The organism is Streptomyces sp. NPDC001415, assembly GCF_053597395.1.
This window is the reverse complement of sequence record NZ_JBSFIE010000001.1, coordinates 324659-341020: the sequence shown is the minus strand read 5'-3', so window position 1 is coordinate 341020 and position 16362 is coordinate 324659. Positions and strand designations below refer to the sequence as shown.

General features: G+C 68.2%; 8 protein-coding genes and 3 tRNA genes. 6 read left to right on the top strand and 5 right to left on the bottom strand.

What is annotated here, in order from left to right:
• The first annotated feature begins 18 nt into the window (after nucleotides 1-18).
• The gene (dnaG, locus tag ACWC2B_RS01500; RefSeq protein WP_450714388.1) at nucleotides 19-1911 is read left to right on the top strand and encodes a DNA primase; all 1893 of its coding nucleotides are present in this window, start codon (nucleotides 19-21) and stop codon (nucleotides 1909-1911) included.
• A gap of 248 nt (nucleotides 1912-2159) precedes the next feature.
• Nucleotides 2160-3422 (top strand): RNA polymerase sigma factor, encoded by a 1263-nt coding sequence (locus tag ACWC2B_RS01495; RefSeq protein ID WP_450714387.1) that lies wholly within the window; start codon nucleotides 2160-2162, stop codon nucleotides 3420-3422.
• A 58-nt stretch (nucleotides 3423-3480) separates the two neighbouring features.
• Here ACWC2B_RS01495 and ACWC2B_RS01490 read toward each other — a convergent pair whose 3' ends face one another.
• The 4 genes from ACWC2B_RS01490 to ACWC2B_RS01475 all read right to left on the bottom strand — a co-directional run bounded on the left by ACWC2B_RS01490 (nucleotide 3481) and on the right by ACWC2B_RS01475 (nucleotide 9143).
• The gene (locus tag ACWC2B_RS01490) at nucleotides 3481-5409 is read right to left on the bottom strand and encodes an ABC transporter ATP-binding protein (protein WP_450714386.1); all 1929 of its coding nucleotides are present in this window, start codon (nucleotides 5407-5409) and stop codon (nucleotides 3481-3483) included.
• Nucleotides 5406-7139, bottom strand: coding sequence for an ABC transporter ATP-binding protein (locus tag ACWC2B_RS01485; protein WP_450714385.1), 1734 nt, complete (start codon nucleotides 7137-7139; stop codon nucleotides 5406-5408). The genes ACWC2B_RS01490 and ACWC2B_RS01485 overlap by 4 nt, the downstream gene beginning before the upstream one ends.
• Before the next feature lie 128 nt (nucleotides 7140-7267).
• The gene (locus tag ACWC2B_RS01480) at nucleotides 7268-8713 is read right to left on the bottom strand and encodes an FGGY family carbohydrate kinase (RefSeq protein ID WP_450714384.1); all 1446 of its coding nucleotides are present in this window, start codon (nucleotides 8711-8713) and stop codon (nucleotides 7268-7270) included.
• 130 nt (nucleotides 8714-8843) lie between these two features.
• Nucleotides 8844-9143 (bottom strand): YtxH domain-containing protein, encoded by a 300-nt coding sequence (locus ACWC2B_RS01475; RefSeq protein ID WP_450714539.1) that lies wholly within the window; start codon nucleotides 9141-9143, stop codon nucleotides 8844-8846.
• 171 nt (nucleotides 9144-9314) lie between these two features.
• On the opposite strand from ACWC2B_RS01475, the gene ACWC2B_RS01470 reads away from it, so the two are divergent.
• The 4 genes from ACWC2B_RS01470 (at nucleotide 9315) to ACWC2B_RS01455 (ending at nucleotide 11620) form a co-directional block, all read left to right on the top strand.
• Nucleotides 9315-9387: transfer RNA gene (locus ACWC2B_RS01470), tRNA-Asn, on the top strand.
• Nucleotides 9388-9392: 5 nt separating this feature from the next.
• Nucleotides 9393-9465, top strand: a tRNA-Asn gene (locus ACWC2B_RS01465).
• A 164-nt stretch (nucleotides 9466-9629) separates the two neighbouring features.
• A tRNA-Ile gene (locus ACWC2B_RS01460) sits at nucleotides 9630-9703 on the top strand.
• An 801-nt stretch (nucleotides 9704-10504) separates the two neighbouring features.
• A complete protein-coding gene (locus ACWC2B_RS01455) occupies nucleotides 10505-11620 on the top strand; it encodes an acyltransferase family protein (RefSeq protein ID WP_450714538.1) in 1116 nt (371 codons plus the stop codon).
• A 143-nt stretch (nucleotides 11621-11763) separates the two neighbouring features.
• Here the strand turns inward: ACWC2B_RS01455 and ACWC2B_RS01450 are convergent, their stop codons facing one another.
• Nucleotides 11764-16206 carry an FG-GAP-like repeat-containing protein gene (locus ACWC2B_RS01450; RefSeq protein WP_450714383.1) on the bottom strand — a complete coding sequence of 1481 codons (4443 nt, stop codon included), beginning with the start codon at nucleotides 16204-16206 and terminating at the stop codon, nucleotides 11764-11766.
• Nucleotides 16207-16362 lie beyond the last annotated feature (156 nt).

Sequence of the window (16362 nt, the reverse complement as noted above, 5' to 3'; positions counted from 1 at the left end):
TCCCCGTAGACTTCACGCGTGGCAGGCAGGATCAACGATGACGACGTGAAGGCGGTACGGGACGCGGTCCCGATCGACGCCGTCGTGTCCGAGTACCTCCAGCTGCGGAACGCCGGGGGAGGCAACCTCAAGGGCCTCTGTCCCTTCCATGACGAGAAGTCCCCGTCCTTCCAGGTCAGCCCGAGCAAGGGTCTCTTCCACTGCTTCGGCTGCCAGGAGGGCGGCGACACGATCGCCTTCATCCGGAAGATCGACCACCTGTCGTTCTCCGAGGCGGTCGAGCGGCTCGCCGCCACCGCGGGCATCACGCTGCGCTACGAAGAGGGCGGCTACAACCCCTCGAACCAGCGCGGCGAGCGGATCCGCCTGGTCGAGGCTCACAAGGCGGCCGCCCAGTTCTACATCGAGCAGCTCGGCAGCCCCGAGGCGGAGATCGGCCGCAAGTTCCTCGCCGAGCGCGGCTTCGACCAGGCCGCGGCCGCCCACTTCGGGGTGGGCTACAGCCCGGCGGGCTGGGACCACCTGACCCGCTTCCTGCGCGGCAAGGGCTTCACCGACAAGGAGCTCCTGACGTCGGGCCTCGCCCAGGAGAGCCGCCGCAACCCCATCGACCGCTTCCGCGGCCGCCTGATGTGGCCGATCCGCGACGTCTCCGGCGAGGTCGTCGGCTTCGGCGCCCGCAAGCTGCGCGACGACGACAACGGCCCGAAGTACCTCAACACCCCCGAGACGCCGATCTACAAGAAGTCGCAGGTCCTGTATGGCATCGACCTGGCGAAGAAGGACATCGCCAAGTCCAGCCGCGCGGTGGTCGTCGAGGGCTACACCGACGTCATGGCCTGCCACCTGGCCGGAGTCACCACCGCCATCGCCACCTGTGGCACGGCGTTCGGCGGCGACCACATCAAGATCCTGCGCCGCCTCCTGATGGACAACGGCTCGGCCCGCGTGATCTTCACCTTCGACGGTGACGCGGCCGGGCAGAAGGCGGCCCTGCGCGCCTTCGAGGACGACCAGAAGTTCGCCGCCGAGACGTACATCGCGATCGCCCCCGACAACATGGACCCCTGCGACCTGCGCCTGGCCAAGGGTGACGAGGCGGTTGCCGACCTGGTCCAACCCCGCACACCGCTCTTCGAGTTCGCGATCCGCCAGATCGTGGGGCGCTACGACCTGGAGACCCCGGCGGGCCGGGCCGCGGCCCTCGACGAGGCGGCCCCCATCGTCGCCCGCATCAAGAACGTCGCGTCCCAGCACGAGGTCGCCGTCCAACTCGCCGGAATCCTCGGCATCCTGGACACCCAGTTCGTCGTGAAGCGCGTCGCCCAGCTCGCCCGCTGGGCCCGCGACCGCGGCGGCAAGGGCCCGGCGCCCGCGCAGAACCGCCGCCAGCAGTACGAGACCGCCGCCCCCCGGGCAGCGGCCCCCGGCCCTGCCCTGAACCTGCGCAGCCCGGCCCACCGCACCGAGCGCGAGCTCCTCAAGCTGGCCCTGCAGCACCCGCACCTGGTCTCCCCGGCGTTCGACGCGTACGGCATCGACGAGTTCACCGCGCCGCCCTACGCGGCGGTCCGCCAGTGCATCCAGGAAGCGGGCGGCGCCACCGACGCCCCCTCCGACTACCTCCCGGCCGTCATGGACTCGGCCCCCAACGACGTGGTGCGCGCCCTGGTCACCGAACTCGCCGTGGAGGCCATCCACGCCCGCACGGTCGACGAGGCGTACGCAGGCGAGCAGCTGGTCGCGGTCCGCCGCCGGGCCGTCGACCGCCGCCTCCTGGACATCCAGGGCACCCTGGCACGCCTCGGACAGAACGGCGACCCGGCCCAACTGGCCGCCGTCCAGAACGAGTTGTGGGTCCTCCAGCAGTACGGCCAGGCCCTGCGCAACAAAGGCGCGGCAGCGCTGTAGGCGCCCCGCAGGGAGTGCGGGGGCGCCCGCTTTGGCCACAGGCTCTTAACCGCGGCCGTACTGGGTAGCCGTTCCACGGAAGGCCTTCGTCACAACTACCGGCATCCGGCCGGGCGTTCCGGCCCGACAGGCGTGGGCGCGTCAGCGTCGGCATATCCATCCGGGTAACCACCCGGTCACGCACCGGCTTCAAAAAGTCACCGCACGCCCGTCGCGGCGACCATGTGTCGTACCCCACACTGGGTGCGGTGCCTGAGTCCTCGGAGCGCGGCCGGCCCACCCGCGGGGGTGGGCACCTCACCCCCGCGGATCCGCTCATCGTGTACGGGACGGAATGCGGCCCGGCCGCCCCCGTCCCGCTGCCGCACGCCCCCGATCCGGCAGCGATCACCCTGGAGGTCGCCCCCGTGCAGACCCAGACCCTGACCGACAACGACGTCGTCACGGCCGTACCGCCGCAGTCTCGGGCCGTACACCACCCGGAGGTGGAGCCGTCAGGCCCGGACGCCGGGCCGCAGGCCGGCCCCGCGCCCGAACAGGCCGCCGAGGAAGAGGCCCCCGAACCACCCGACCCGCAGCCGGGCAGGGTGGATACCGGCGGCCCGTCCTCCGACCTCTTCCGCCAGTACCTCCGCGAGATCGGCCGCATCCCGCTGCTCACCGCGGCCGAGGAGGTCGAGCTCGCCCGGCGCGTGGAAGCCGGCCTCTTCGCCGAGGAGAAGCTGAGCAACACCCCCGACCTGGACTCCCAACTCGCCGTGGATCTCGACAAGTTGGTCGTCATGGGCCGGATGGCGAAACGCCGTCTCATCGAGGCGAACCTGCGTCTGGTGGTCTCCGTCGCCAAGCGGTACGTGGGCCGCGGGCTCACCATGCTCGACCTCGTCCAGGAGGGAAACCTCGGACTGATCAGGGCGGTCGAGAAGTTCGACTACGCGCGCGGCTACAAGTTCTCGACGTACGCGACCTGGTGGATCCGCCAGGCCATGTCGCGGGCGCTCGCCGACCAGGCCCGCACCATCCGCGTCCCCGTCCACGTCGTCGAACTCATCAACCGCGTGGTGCGCGTCCAGCGCCGGATGCTCCAGGAGCGCGGCTACGAGCCGACCCCGGACGAGGTCGCCGCCCAGCTCGACCTGACACCCGAGCGGGTCGGCGAAGTCCTGCGCCTGGCCCAGGAACCGGTCTCGCTGCACGCGCCGGTGGGGGAGGAGGACGATGTCGCGCTCGGCGACCTCATCGAGGACGGCGACGCCGCGTCCCCCGTCGAATCCGCGGCGTTCCTGCTGCTCCGCGAGCATCTGGAGGCCGTGCTCTCCACGCTCGGCGAGCGCGAACGCAAGGTCGTCCAACTGCGCTACGGGCTCGCCGACGGGCGGCCGCGCACGCTGGAGGAGATAGGCCGCATCTTCGGCGTGACCCGTGAACGCATACGTCAGATCGAGTCGAAGACGCTCAACAAACTCCGAGACCACGCGTTCGCGGATCAGCTGAGGGGTTACCTGGACTGACGCGGGGCCGGTACGGAAGACACCTCCGTACCGGCCAGGCCCTCAACCGCCTTGCGGATCAGTCGACTTCGGCGACCGCCTGCGCGAACTGGGCCGCGTACAGACGGGCGTACGCCCCCTCCGCCGCCAACAGCTCGTCATGCGTGCCCTGTTCGACGATCGAGCCGTTCTCCATCACCAGGATCACGTCCGCGTCCCGGATCGTGGAGAGCCGGTGCGCGATGACGAACGACGTACGCCCGTGGGCGAGCCGCGCCATCGCCTTCTGGATCAGCACCTCGGTACGGGTGTCGACCGAACTCGTCGCCTCGTCGAGGACCAGGATCACCGGGTCGGACAGGAACGCCCGCGCGATGGTGATGAGCTGCTTCTCGCCCGCGCTGACCCCGGTGCCCTCGTCGTCGATGACCGTGTCGTAGCCCTCGGGGAGCGTGCGGATGAAGCGGTCGGCGTGGGCCGCCTTCGCCGCCTCCTCGATCTCCTCGCGCGTGACGTCCTTGGCGGCGCCGTACGCGATGTTGTCGGCGATGGAGCCGCCGAACAGCCAGGTGTCCTGGAGCACCATGCCGATCCCGGAGCGCAGTTCCTCGCGGGTCATCTTCGCCGCGTCGACCCCGTCCAGGGTGATCCGGCCGCCGGTGACCTCGTAGAACCGCATGAGGAGGTTCACCAGCGTGGTCTTGCCGGCGCCCGTCGGGCCGACGATCGCGACCGTGTGCCCGGGCTCCACCGTCAGCGAGAGGTCCTCGATGAGCGGCTTCTCCGGCTCGTACCGGAAGGACACCTTCTCCAGCGAGACCGCGCCGCGCAGCACCTCCGGGCGCTCGGGCGAGGCCGTGTCGGGGGCCTGCTCCTCGGCGTCGAGCAGCTCGAAGATCCGCTCGGCCGAGGCGACACCGGACTGCACCAGGTTCGCCATCGAGGCGACCTGGGTCAGCGGCATCGAGAACTGCCGCGAGTACTGGATGAACGCCTGCACGTCACCGATGGACAGCGCGCCGGTCGCGACCCGCAGCCCGCCGACGACCGCCACCAGGACGTAGTTCAGGTTGGACACGAACATCATCAGCGGCTGCATGACACCGCTGTTGAACTGCGCCCGGAACGACGCCTCGTACAGCGCGTCGTTCTGCTCGGCGAAGGCGTCCGCCGACTCCTGCTGGCGGCCGAACACCTTCACCAGGGCGTGCCCGGTGTACATCTCCTCGATGTGGGCGTTCAGCTTGCCGGTCGACTTCCACTGCTGCACGAACTGCGGCTGCGACCGCTTGCCGACCCGCGTCGCCACGACGACCGACAAGGGCACCGTGATCAGCGCCACGAGCGCGAGCAGCGGCGAGATCCAGAACATCATCACGAGCACGCCGACGATGGTCAGCAGCGAGTTGATGAGCTGGCCCATCGTCTGCTGCATCGTCTGCGAGATGTTGTCGATGTCGTTGGTCGCACGGCTGAGCACCTCACCGCGCTTGGCCTTGTCGAAGTACGACAGCGGAAGCCGTGACAGCTTCGTCTGGATGTCCTCGCGCAGCCGGAACACGGTGTTGTTGATGGCCCGGTTGGCGAGCCGGGTCGCCACCAGCATCATGAGGCCGGCGCCGACGTACACCGCGAGGGCGGTGAGCAGGACGGTGCCGACCGCGCCGAAGTCGATGCTGCCGCCCGGGGTGAAGTCCACCCCCGAGAGCATGTCGGCGAGGCCGCCCTGGCCCTTGCTCCGCAGCACATCGAGGGCCTGCGCCTTGGTCATGCCGTCCGGGAACCGCGGACCGACCACACCCGCGAAGACGAGGTCGGTCGCCCTGCCGAGGATCTTCGGCCCGACCACCGAGAGGCCGACGCTGACCACGACCGCGAGCAGCATCACGCTCAGGATGGCCTTCTCCGGCGCCAGCCGTTTGACCAGCCGTTTTCCGGATTCCTTGAAGTTCATTGACCGCTGATCCGGGCCGCCGCCCATCATCATGCGTCCACCGGGCCCGCTCATGCCGCCTCAGCCTCCGTCAGCTGGGAGAGCACGATCTCCCGGTACGTCTCGTTGTCGGCCATCAGCTCGTGATGGCGGCCGGTCCCGACGACCCGTCCCTCGTCGAGGACGATGATCCGGTCGGCGTCCCGGATGGTGGAGACCCGCTGGGCGACGATCACGACCGTGGCCTCGGCGGTCTCGCGGCCGAGCGCGGAGCGCAGCGCCGCGTCCGTGGCGTAGTCGAGCGCCGAGAAGGAGTCGTCGAAGAGGTAGATCTCCGGGCGCTGCACCAGGGTGCGAGCGATGGCGAGCCTTTGCCGCTGACCGCCGGACACGTTCGTGCCGCCCTGCGCGATCGGCGCGTCCAGGCCGCCCTCCAGCTTGCTGACGAACTCCTTGGCCTGCGCCACTTCGAGCGCGTGCCAGAGTTCCTCGTCGCTCGCGTCGGGGTTGCCGTAGCGCAGGTTGGTGGCCACGGTCCCCGAGAACAGGTACGGCTTCTGCGGCACGAGCGACACGGTCTTGGCGAGCAGCACCGGGTCGAGCGTGCGGACGTCCTCGCCGTCGACGAGCACCTGGCCGTCGGTGGCGTCCATCAGCCGCGGCACGAGCCCGAGCAGCGTCGACTTGCCGCTGCCGGTCGAGCCGATGATCGCGGTGGTCTCGCCGGGCCGGGCCGTGAGGTCGACGCCCCGCAGCACGGAGGCCTCCGCGCCCGGGTACCTGAAGTCGGCGCCCCGCACTTCGAGATGGCCGTGCCGGCGCAGTTCGAGAACCGGGCTCTTGGGGGGCACCACGCTGGTGTCGGTCCCGAGGACCTCCTCGATGCGCTCGGCACAGACCTCGGCGCGCGGCACCATCATGAACATGAAGGTGGCCATCATGACGGCCATCACGATCTGCATGAGGTACGCGAGGAACGCGGTGAGCTGGCCGATCTCCATGTGGCCGCTGTCGATGCGGTGCGCACCGAACCAGACCACGGCCACCGACGAGACGTTCACGACGGTCATGACGGTCGGGAACATCAGCGCCATCAGGCGGCCGGTGGCGAGGGAGACGTCGGTGAGTTCGGTGTTGGCGCCCTTGAAGCGGTCCTGCTCGTACTCGTCGCGTACGAAGGCGCGGATCACGCGGTTGCCGGTGATCTGCTCGCGCAGCACCCGGTTCACCGTGTCGAGGCGGGTCTGCATGGTGCGGAACAGCGGCCGCATCCTGCGCACGATCAGCGAGACCGCGATGCCGAGGACGGGGACGACCGCGAGGAGCACCGCGGAGAGCGGAACGTCCTGGCCAAGGGCCATGATGATGCCGCCGACGCACATGATCGGCGCGGACACCATCAGCGTGAACGCCATGAGCACCAGCATCTGGACCTGCTGGACGTCATTGGTGGTGCGGGTGATCAGGGACGGCGCCCCGAAGTGCCCGACCTCGCGGGCCGAGAAGGACTGCACCCGCGCGAAGACGGCGGCGCGGACGTCGCGTCCGAGGGCCGCCGCGGTCCGGGCACCGTAGAAGACGGCACCGATGTTGCAGAACACCTGGACGAGGCTGACGGCGATCATGATGCCGCCGTGTCCCAGGATGTAACCCGTGTCCCCGTTCACGACACCGTTGTCAATGATGTTCGCGTTGAGGGTGGGCAGATAAAGGGTGGCGCTGGTCTGCAGCAGTTGCAGCAGCACCAGCAGGGCAATCGGTTTCTTGTACGGCCCTAGGTGGGACCGCAGGAGTCGTATGAGCACGCGCAGGCTCTCCGGGTCGCAAGATCGGGGGTTCGACCCCCCATCTTGCGACACTCCACCCCTGGAAGCTCAAGGGATTATCGGGGTGGAGTCAAAAGGAATAGCAAAGTGCGTAGGGCCGGTCCGGGTCAAGAACCCTGGCCGAAGGCACCCGGGTGGATCTCGTCACGCGTCGCGATGTACTGCTGCCGCACCGCCTGTCCCACCGCCAGTTCCTCACCGGGCTCGAAGACCTGAGCCGCGGCTCCCTGCCAGGCCGGCGGGGTGTGCGGGGCGAGCGTGCCCTGCGAGACGCCGAGCGCCCAGGCCGCCTGCCGGGCCGCGCCGAGCGCCGCGTACTCGGCGGGCTGCGGCACCACGACCTGGGTGCCGAAAATGGCCGGCGCGGCTGCCTGCACGGCGGGCAGTTCGGCGGCGGCGCCGAGCAGGAACACCCGCCGGACGTCGACCCCGCGCATCCGCAGCACGTCCAGGGCGTCGGCAAGCGAGCAGAGCATTCCCTCGAACGCGGCCCGGGCCAGGTGCTCCGGCTTCATCGACTCGCGCCGCAGCCCGGACAGTGTCCCGGCGGCATGCGGAAGCCGGGGCGTGCGCTCGCCTTCGAGGTACGGCAGCAGGACGAGACCGCAGGCGCCGGGGGTGGACTTGAGGGCCAGCGCGCTGAGTTCGGCGAGGTCCTCGACGCCGAGCATCTCCGCCGTACCGCGCAGGGCCCGCACGGCATTGCTCGTATGCACGACCGGCAGATGCATCCCGGTGGCGTCGGCGAAGGACGTAATCATCCCGGTCGGGTCGGCCAGCGCCTCGTGATGCACGGCCATGACCGAGCCCGACGCGCCGAGCGAGACCACGGCGTCGCCCGCGCCGACGCCGAGCCCGAACGCGGCGGCCATCGTCTCGCCCGTACCGGCGGAGATCAGCAGCCCCTCGGGGGTGGTGCCGGCCGCTTCGGAGGGCCCGAGCACGTCGGGCAGCGCGACCTGGTGGCCGAGCGCGAGCTCGATCAGATCGGGGCGGTAGAAGCCGGTGGCGGCGGACCAGTAGCCGGTACCGGAAGCGGCGCCGCGGTCGGTGGTGCGGCGGGCGGGCCGACCGAGCAACTGCCACACCAGCCAGTCGTGCGCCTGGAGGACACCGGCGGTGCGCTGGGCGGCATCCGGCTCGTTGCGCGCCAGCCAGCGCAGCTTGGACACCGCTTGAGCAGCCTGCGGCACACACCCGACGGCCTGCGCCCAGGCCTCACGGCTGCCGAGCCCGTCGATCAGATCGGCGGCGGCGACCTGCGCCCGCTTGTCGTTCCCGGTCAGCGCGGCCCGTACGAGATTGCCCTGACCGTCCAGCGGTACGAGCCCGTGCTGCTGGGCCGAGACGCCGATGGCCTGGACCCCTTCGAGGAGCCCGCCGGTCGCGGCCTCGCCGAGCGAGAGCAGCCAGGCCTGTGGATCGACCTCGGTCGCCTTCGGCTCGACCGGGTGCGGGGCGTACCCCTGCCGCAACACGGCACCCGTGTCCGTGTCGCAGACGACGATGCGAGTGAAGGCGGAAGAGCTGTCCAGCCCGGCGACTATCCCCATGGTTGAAGATTCTGCCGCACGCGAGGGCTTCCTGGGACGGCGGCGGCCCGGACAACGGTGTCGGGAGGACGTGGTGGTGGTGCCCGCGGGTGCTCGCGCGTACTCCTGGGTGCTCCTGGGTGCTCCTGGGTCAGGTGTTGCTGGTGCCCCAGTCGTCGTCGGCGCCCTGACCGCGCTCGCGCAGGGAACGCACCCGGTCGGCGACGGAGGCGGGCACCTTGTCCCCGACCTTGTCGCTCACGGCGTGGAAGGCCTTGCCCGCGACCTCGCGCGAGGTCTGCGCGGCCGACTCGGCGGTGTTCCGCACCGCGGGGTTCTGCGCCACCTGACGTGCGGACTTCTTCAACTGCTCGTAACGCTCGCGCCCGGCCCGGGTTCCGAGCACGTATCCGAGAGCCAGTCCGGCGGCGAACGTGAGCCGGTATCGCATGGCGGTCACCCTTCCCTAGCGTGTGTGCCGCGCCTACCCGCGCAGCCCCGTGATCACCCGGGGCGGAACCGATTGGCGGAGCACCCCCCTGCTTGCGCTAATGTATGTGTCGCAGCGAACGCACGCCGCCCGGGACCACCCCAGGTAGGTACGTTCGACGCAACGAGGCATTCCCCTGTAGCTCAATTGGCAGAGCAGCCGGCTGTTAACCGGCAGGTTACTGGTTCGAGTCCAGTCGGGGGAGCTCGATCTCCTGTAGCTCAATTGGCAGAGCAGCCGGCTGTTAACCGGCAGGTTACTGGTTCGAGTCCAGTCGGGAGAGCAGCGGAATCGGACCCTTCGGGGTCCTTTTTCGTATCCCGTGGAACCGCCGGGATCCCCGCGAAGTCCTCATGGGCGTGCGAAGCCGACCACACGAGGCAGGAGATCGTATGAGCGGCTATGCTGCGGCAGACGGCGCGCACAAATGTGCGCGACGCGCCGTTAGGGGCGGTAGCTCAGCCGGTTAGAGCAGCGGACTCATAATCCGTCGGCCGTGGGTTCGAGTCCCACCCGCCCCACAGGCTACGGCTCTGACCTGCAGAAACGATTCCTCGCAGGTCGGAGCCAGCAACTTTGCTTCAACGGAGTGACTCCGCTGCACGTGAGTCTGGTGCTGGAGGGGCTGAAGCGACCCATGGGCCCTGTGGCCTGCGACAAACGCGGGCGATTGGCCGCCGCGAAGGCTCTCCAGAGTGCTGATTCCTTGCTCCAGGGGACGCTCAGGGGACGCGAGGAATCGCTGGGGGCATCCGAAGATCGCCGCACTGGTCCGGATTCGGCAGACGGCTGTCGGCAGACGGCTGGGCGTATCGCCTGCGACGGTGGGCACGGGGGATGGCCTCGGGGTGGTGCGAGGGTTGTACGGGAGTTGCATGAAGTTCCGCGCCTGCATGATCACCCAGGGAGGCAGGGCGCCGTCGTAGCGTTCCTCCGCGGTGGTCGTTGCGCCTGTCGTAAAACCGCGTCCCCCGCAGTGCAGACTGTCAGCCTCCGCACCCCTTCACGTTCTGGACCGCAGAGGCTGACGGTGCCTCAAAGCTTTCTCGACGGGGCAGTTTCCTTATCCGGCCGTTTCCTGCGACTTCCCAGCGGGCTCAGAGCGAGGGTGGGCTGGATTGCCGCTAAAACTCCAGTTATGGGCGGCCACGATGTGGCCAGGAGGTCCGCGGCTGGCAGAGGCGCCTGTGGCACTTTGAAGGGGTGATGTGCTCGGAGCGTGTAGGCGGCTTCTATGCTCTGTGGTCGTTCAGGTAGGTCGAGGCTTCCTCCTGGTCAGCGGGTGCTCAAGCCCGGGTCGTTTCTCAGGTGGGGGTTTCAGCGTGCTTGACCATGACGTGCAGGGGATATCCGGGCCGCGGCAGGGTGGCGGGCGTCGGCGGCGGGAGTCGGCTGCGCCGACGCTGGCCCGGCCTGGGCGGGTGTTTGCGCTGGACGGGCTGCGGTTGCTGGCGGCGTTGTCTGTGGTGGCTTACCACTACACGGCACGGGTCGGCAGCTGGCCGAAGAAGCCTGAGGCGATCTTCCCCGCGGTGTTCCCGGTGACCGCCTACGGCTGGCTCGGCGTGCATCTGTTCTTCCTGATCAGTGGTTTCGTGATCTGTATGAGCTGCTGGGGCAAGCCGCTGCGGGATTTCTTCATCTCCCGGGTGGTGCGGCTGTATCCGGCGTACTGGTTCGGGGTGCTCGCCACCACGGTGACGCTGGCGGTGTTTTCGAAGGGGAATCGTCCGCTGCCGTGGACGTCGGTGATCACCAATCTGACCATGTTGCAGGAGCCGCTCGGTGTGCCGTCGGTGGATGGCGCGTACTGGTCGCTCTTCGCCGAGCTGCGCTTCTATGTCCTGTTCGCGGTGGCGGCTTGGTGGGGGCTGACCTACCGCAGGGTCCTGGTCTTCTGCTGCGTGTGGGCCACAGCGAGCATGCTGTTCGCGAAGGCCGAACCGGGCCCGCTGCGGCTGCTTGTGATGCCCGAGTACAGCTGGTACTTCATCGCAGGTATTGCCTTCTACCTGATGTACCACTTCCGCCCGAACCTGATGCTCACCGCCATCGTGCTGCTCTGCTTCGGCGCGGGCCTGCCCGCCACCCTCAACATGTGGCGCAGCACCGAGGCCTACGTGGGCCGCCTGGTACCGGCCTGGCCCGTTGTCCTCATCCTGGCGGTGTCCTTCGCCCTGCTCGCGCTGGTTGCCACGGGGCGGCTGTCGTGGATCCGGTGGCGCTGGCTGACATTCGCGGGCGCCGCTACCTACCCGCTGTATCTGATGCACCAGATGATCGGCTGGGAACTCTTCCACACCCTCTCACCCCGCATCCCGACCTACCCCCTGCTCGCCCTGGTCACCGGCGGCATGGTGCTCCTGGCCTGGCTGGTACACCGGTACGTCGAGCGGCCCCTTGGCCGGAAGCTGAAGCAGGGGCTCGCACCCGTCTGAAATGGGTGTCCTGTCGCAAGGCCCGGGCTCGGCCTCGCCTCGACGGGTGCGGCGGTCACGCGCACCGGTCGTGATCTTCTTACGCCGATGGCCTCGTGCGGAGCAGGTGCTCCGTACGAGGCCACCGCCTTTAGCTCGGCCGGTTAGTTGTAGGGGCGGATGACGTTGGCTTCGTTGAGGTTCCAGCCGGTGGGCGTGGTCCAGCTGCCGACGCCGGCGTTGAAGGTTCCGCTGTTGTCGGTCTTGGCGGTGAAGGTGAACATGCGGACGCTGCCGTCGGGATAGCCGTAGAGGGAGGCGAGGTCGTCGCGTCCGTCGCCGTCGAAGTCACCGGTGACGAGCTTGCTCCGGTTCACGTCCCACCATCCGGCAGGCATGTTCAGAGCGGGGATCGGTTTGGCGAACTCGCCGGTGTGGCTACCGCTGGCGATCATGGTGTGGAGACCGTCGTGGCCGTCGGCGTAGTCGTACCAGGCCACCACGTCGTCGATGCCGTCGCCGTTGAAGTCACCGGCCTGGATGGAGGTGCGGTTCCAGTCGCCCCAGCCAGTGGCGGTGTCGCCCCAGGACTGGATGCTGGGTTGGAAGGCGCCGGTGGGGGTGGCGGCGAAGGTATGCATCTTCACCGAGCCGTCCGGATACCCGTAGAGGGCGGCGATGTCGTCGCGTCCGTCCCCGTTGAAGTCACCGGTGACGAACTTGCTCTTGTTGATGTCCCAGTTGCCGGCCTTCATGTAGTAGGAGTCGAAGGGCGGGTTGAAGCCACCGCGAATGTCGGCGGTGAAGGTGAACAGGCGGTCGCTGCCGTCCGCGTAGGAGTACCAGGCGGCCAGATCGTCGCGTCCGTCGCCGTTGAAGTCACCGGACTCCAGTTTGAGGTCGTTGGCCCACCAGCCGCTGGGGCTGGACCACGATTCGATGAGCGGGGTCTGGTAGGTGCCGTCGGGCTTGCTGAGCGCGGTGAACAGCTTGACCTTGCCGCCGCCGTAGTCGTACAGGAACGCCACGTCGCCGCGTCCGTCGCCGTTGTAGTCGCCGGTGGCGAACCGCGCCTTGGTGGCGTCGAAGTACCCGTTGGGGAAGACGGCACCTTCGAACGGGGCCTTGAACGTGCCGTCCGAGTTCGTGAGCAGGGTGTGGAGGGCGTCGTGGCCGTCCGGGTAGTTGTACCAGTCGGCGACATCGCTGCGTCCGTCACCGTTGTAGTCGTGGCGGATGGTGGTACCGCTGGACCACAGGGCCTGGCCCTTGGCGTTATAGACGACGAGGTTGCCGCGGTCCTGGAGCAGGGCGTAGCCGTCGCCCAGGTGTTCCGGCTTGCTCGTAGTTGCTTGGTTGGTGCTCCACAGGGAGGTGGAGTCGTCACCGGCCTTGTTGACGGTGATGTTGCCGTCGCTCTGGATGAGTGCGGTGGCGCCCGGGTTTCCGGAGGTGTTGGTCGACCAGATCACCTTGTTCGCGTTGGAGGTGATGGTGAGGTTGCCGTTGGCCTGCATGGTCAGCTTGGCCGAGTTGGAGGTGATGGACTGGCCTGAGGTGAGTCGGGTGCCGGGGGTGATGCGTCGGCCGCCGACGGAGCCGTCGATGGTGAACGGTTGGCCGAAGCCGGTGAAGTCGTTGCCGGTGGCCTGGCCGGGCCAGCCTGTCACGGTGTTGTCGGCCTTGCGGCCCCACAGGTCGGCGATGCCGTCACCGGGATTCTTGCCGGTGCTGTCTCCATTTCCATCGAAGTCGCCGGAGGATCCGATGACGGGGTAGTCGCTCTTCTTGAGGGTGACCCCGGTGAGTTTGGTGCGGCGTGGGGCGGTGCCCCAAGTTGCGGCGTTGAGAGCTCCGTTGGGATCGGCTTCACCGTAGGCACGGTAGATGTCGCCGGTGTCATCCTTGCGCATGAGCAGGTCCGGCAGGCCGTCCTTGTTGAGGTCGCCGGGGCTGACGAGGGTGAACTGGTCCCAGTCGGAGCCGCCCATCAGCACGGGATGGCTACGGACGTGGACGAGGGAGTCGGAGCGGTCGCCGAAGTAGGCCCAGAGCTGCTTGCGTTCCTTGACGAGGACATCAGGCTTGTTGTCAGCGTTGAAGTCCCCGGTGAGGATCTGATCGGCATCCGACCAGTGGTCGTCGGTGACTCCCTTGCACGGACCGAACGTTGTGGGCTTCGCGCAGATGACCTTGAGGTCGAAGGAGCTGTATCCGTCCCGGTTGATGAGACCTCGGCCGTTGTTGGGGTAGACCCGCAGGACGTTCTGCTGCGCTATGTCGCTGTGCTCGAGGGAGACCAGGTCGTTCTTGCCGTCCTGGCCCCAGTCGCCGGTGGTGGCGACTTGCTGGCCGGGGAAGGCGCCGCCGCCGTTAGTCGCGACGGAGAACTGACGGTTGCCGTGGCCCGCGTAGGTGAGCAGGGTGCCGTTGGCGTCCACGCTCCAGATGTCCTTGAAGCCGTCTCCGTTGAGGTCACCTGCCGCGTCCCGGACGCCGGTTCCGTCGGCGTAGTAGAGGTAGGTGGCGGTGTCGGAGCGGTTGCCGGCCTTGTCCACGCTGTAGGCGTAGACGAGGTGCGGGCCCGCTACCGGGGGTTTGATCTCATCGGTCCACGGCGTGCTGACGTCGACCTTGTTGACCTGGGGGTCGTAGTCGGTCCACCAGTTGTACGAGGTGACGTCGGTTACGCCGTTGGCGCCGAAGGTGAAGTGTCCGTTGTCGTTGACGTTGCCGTTGGGCTCGTCGGGCCAGCCCTTGTCACCGTTGGGGAACACGGTGGAGGTGATGGTCGGCGGCTGGCTGGGGCGGTCACGGTCGATGCTGAACTTGCAGGTCTCGCTCCACGGCGAGGTGGCGTGATCCCCGTCCTGGGTCTGGACCCGCCAGGTGAAGTCGCCGCTGGGCGTTGAAGTGCCCGGCAGGACGAGGGTGGCGTAGCGGTCCTTGAGGGCCGGGATGCTGGTGTCCACAACGGCGTTGGCGGTGCCGGACTTGAAGACCTGGAAGTGCGCGGTGAGGTTGCCCCCGTCGAGGTCGTCGACGTGCGCGTACACGCTGATGGGGCTGTTGCCGATGGCGCCGCCCGCGCTGCAACTGGTCTGCGGGCTGGTGCCGAGCTTGTCGGGCTTCTTGGGCGGGTGGTTGTACTTCACCTCCAGCACGGCCGTCTTCGGGTCGAACTTCTTCCAGCCGAAGGTGTCGGACTCGTCACTGGCGTAGAGACCGAGGGTCAGGCTGTTCTGGCCGGCCGACACGCTGTCACGAAGCGCGGAGGTCGCGTTGAACTCCAGGTTCCCCGCCCCGCACTGGGAGCTGCTCCAGCCCTTCGCGTCGTTCACCGTGTCCAGCACACTGCCGATCTTGGACGGCTGGTTGTTCCAGTCCGTCTTCGACGAGATGTCGCCGACCCGCCACAGTTCGATGGGCCTCTTCTGGCACGACCAGGACCAGGTATTGCGGATGCGGAAGGTGGCGGACTGGATCTGCGCTCCGCCCACGTAGCTGGTGTCGAGGCGGAAGAAGGAGCGGGACAGGCCGTAGGTCTCGTTCTCGTAGCCGACACGTACCACGTTGTCGGTGTTCCAGAACCTCTGCGTGGGGTACTTCTGGTAGACGCGGGTCCAGCTCCACTTCTGCCGGTCGCCCCAGCCCCAGGTCGGGTCGATGTACACCGGGTACGTGGTGTCCGCCCCGGTCAGCAGCTTCTGATCCGGAGTGAGGGCAAGCGAGTTGGCGCTCAGCGCCGTGCCCATCACGGCGTCCTTGGCGCCGGCGCCGGGCTCGAATCCGTCGGCGGGTGTGCTGGCGTCCTCCCCGGCCGCCAGCACACCCTTTGCCGCCATGGTTGGCTTGGTGGCACCGGCAGGTACCGGAGCCGTTGTGGAATCCCACATCATGGGGGCCGGACTGGTGAAGACCGTCTGACCGGCCGGGTCGGTCGCCACCAGCGACTGGGTGTCGTCGTCCTGGGCGATGTCCAGGCCAACGGTGCTGGTGGTGAAGTTGAGCGTGGCCAGCTCCGGATTCTTCGCGGCCTCAGCCGACTTGACCACCAACAGCTGCGAGAAGCCCTCGACTTCAGCCTTGAGCTGCAGATCCACCCCCGGCAGCACCTCGGGGTAGGTGGCGACGTTCCCATTGAGCGTCGGCTTGGGCAGCGGCTTGGGCCACGACAGCGACAGAGTGCGCCCGTCCTTGATGCCCGACAGCATCGGCCCCGAGCCGCCCCCGGAGAACTTCACCGGAACCGTGGCCGCCTTGGGCACAACCGAACCATCGGCAGCGAAACCCAAAGTCGGGTCAGTGGGTACCCATGCGCCGCCCCGCCATACCCGCACGGCCTGTCCGTACTGCCGCACCGTGAACGTGCCGTCCGGCTGCGCCCACGTGTCCGTGGCCTCGGTGCGGGCCGAGACCAACTCATATGGGTTTCCAGTGGACTTGGCCTGCTGCAGCGCGTAGTCCTCCTCACTCATTACTCCCCGCGCTACCGGGTCGGCAGGCTGCGGATCGGCGATGGCCGGAGCCGCAGTGTGCGCGGCGGCCGCAGCGGGCGGCGCCACCACGACTGGGGCCACGATCGCTCCGGCCAGAAGCACGGTCATGGCACGTGGGCGGAAGCGCCCTCTTGGCCATTTTCTGCCTCGTCTCGTGTACACCTCATCCATCCTTTTCTATCGGTGAATTTTTGAGGTGACTCTATAGCTCCAGAATCCGGACTCCACCCGTACTCCAGAGTTCCCGCCTTACACATGTTCTTT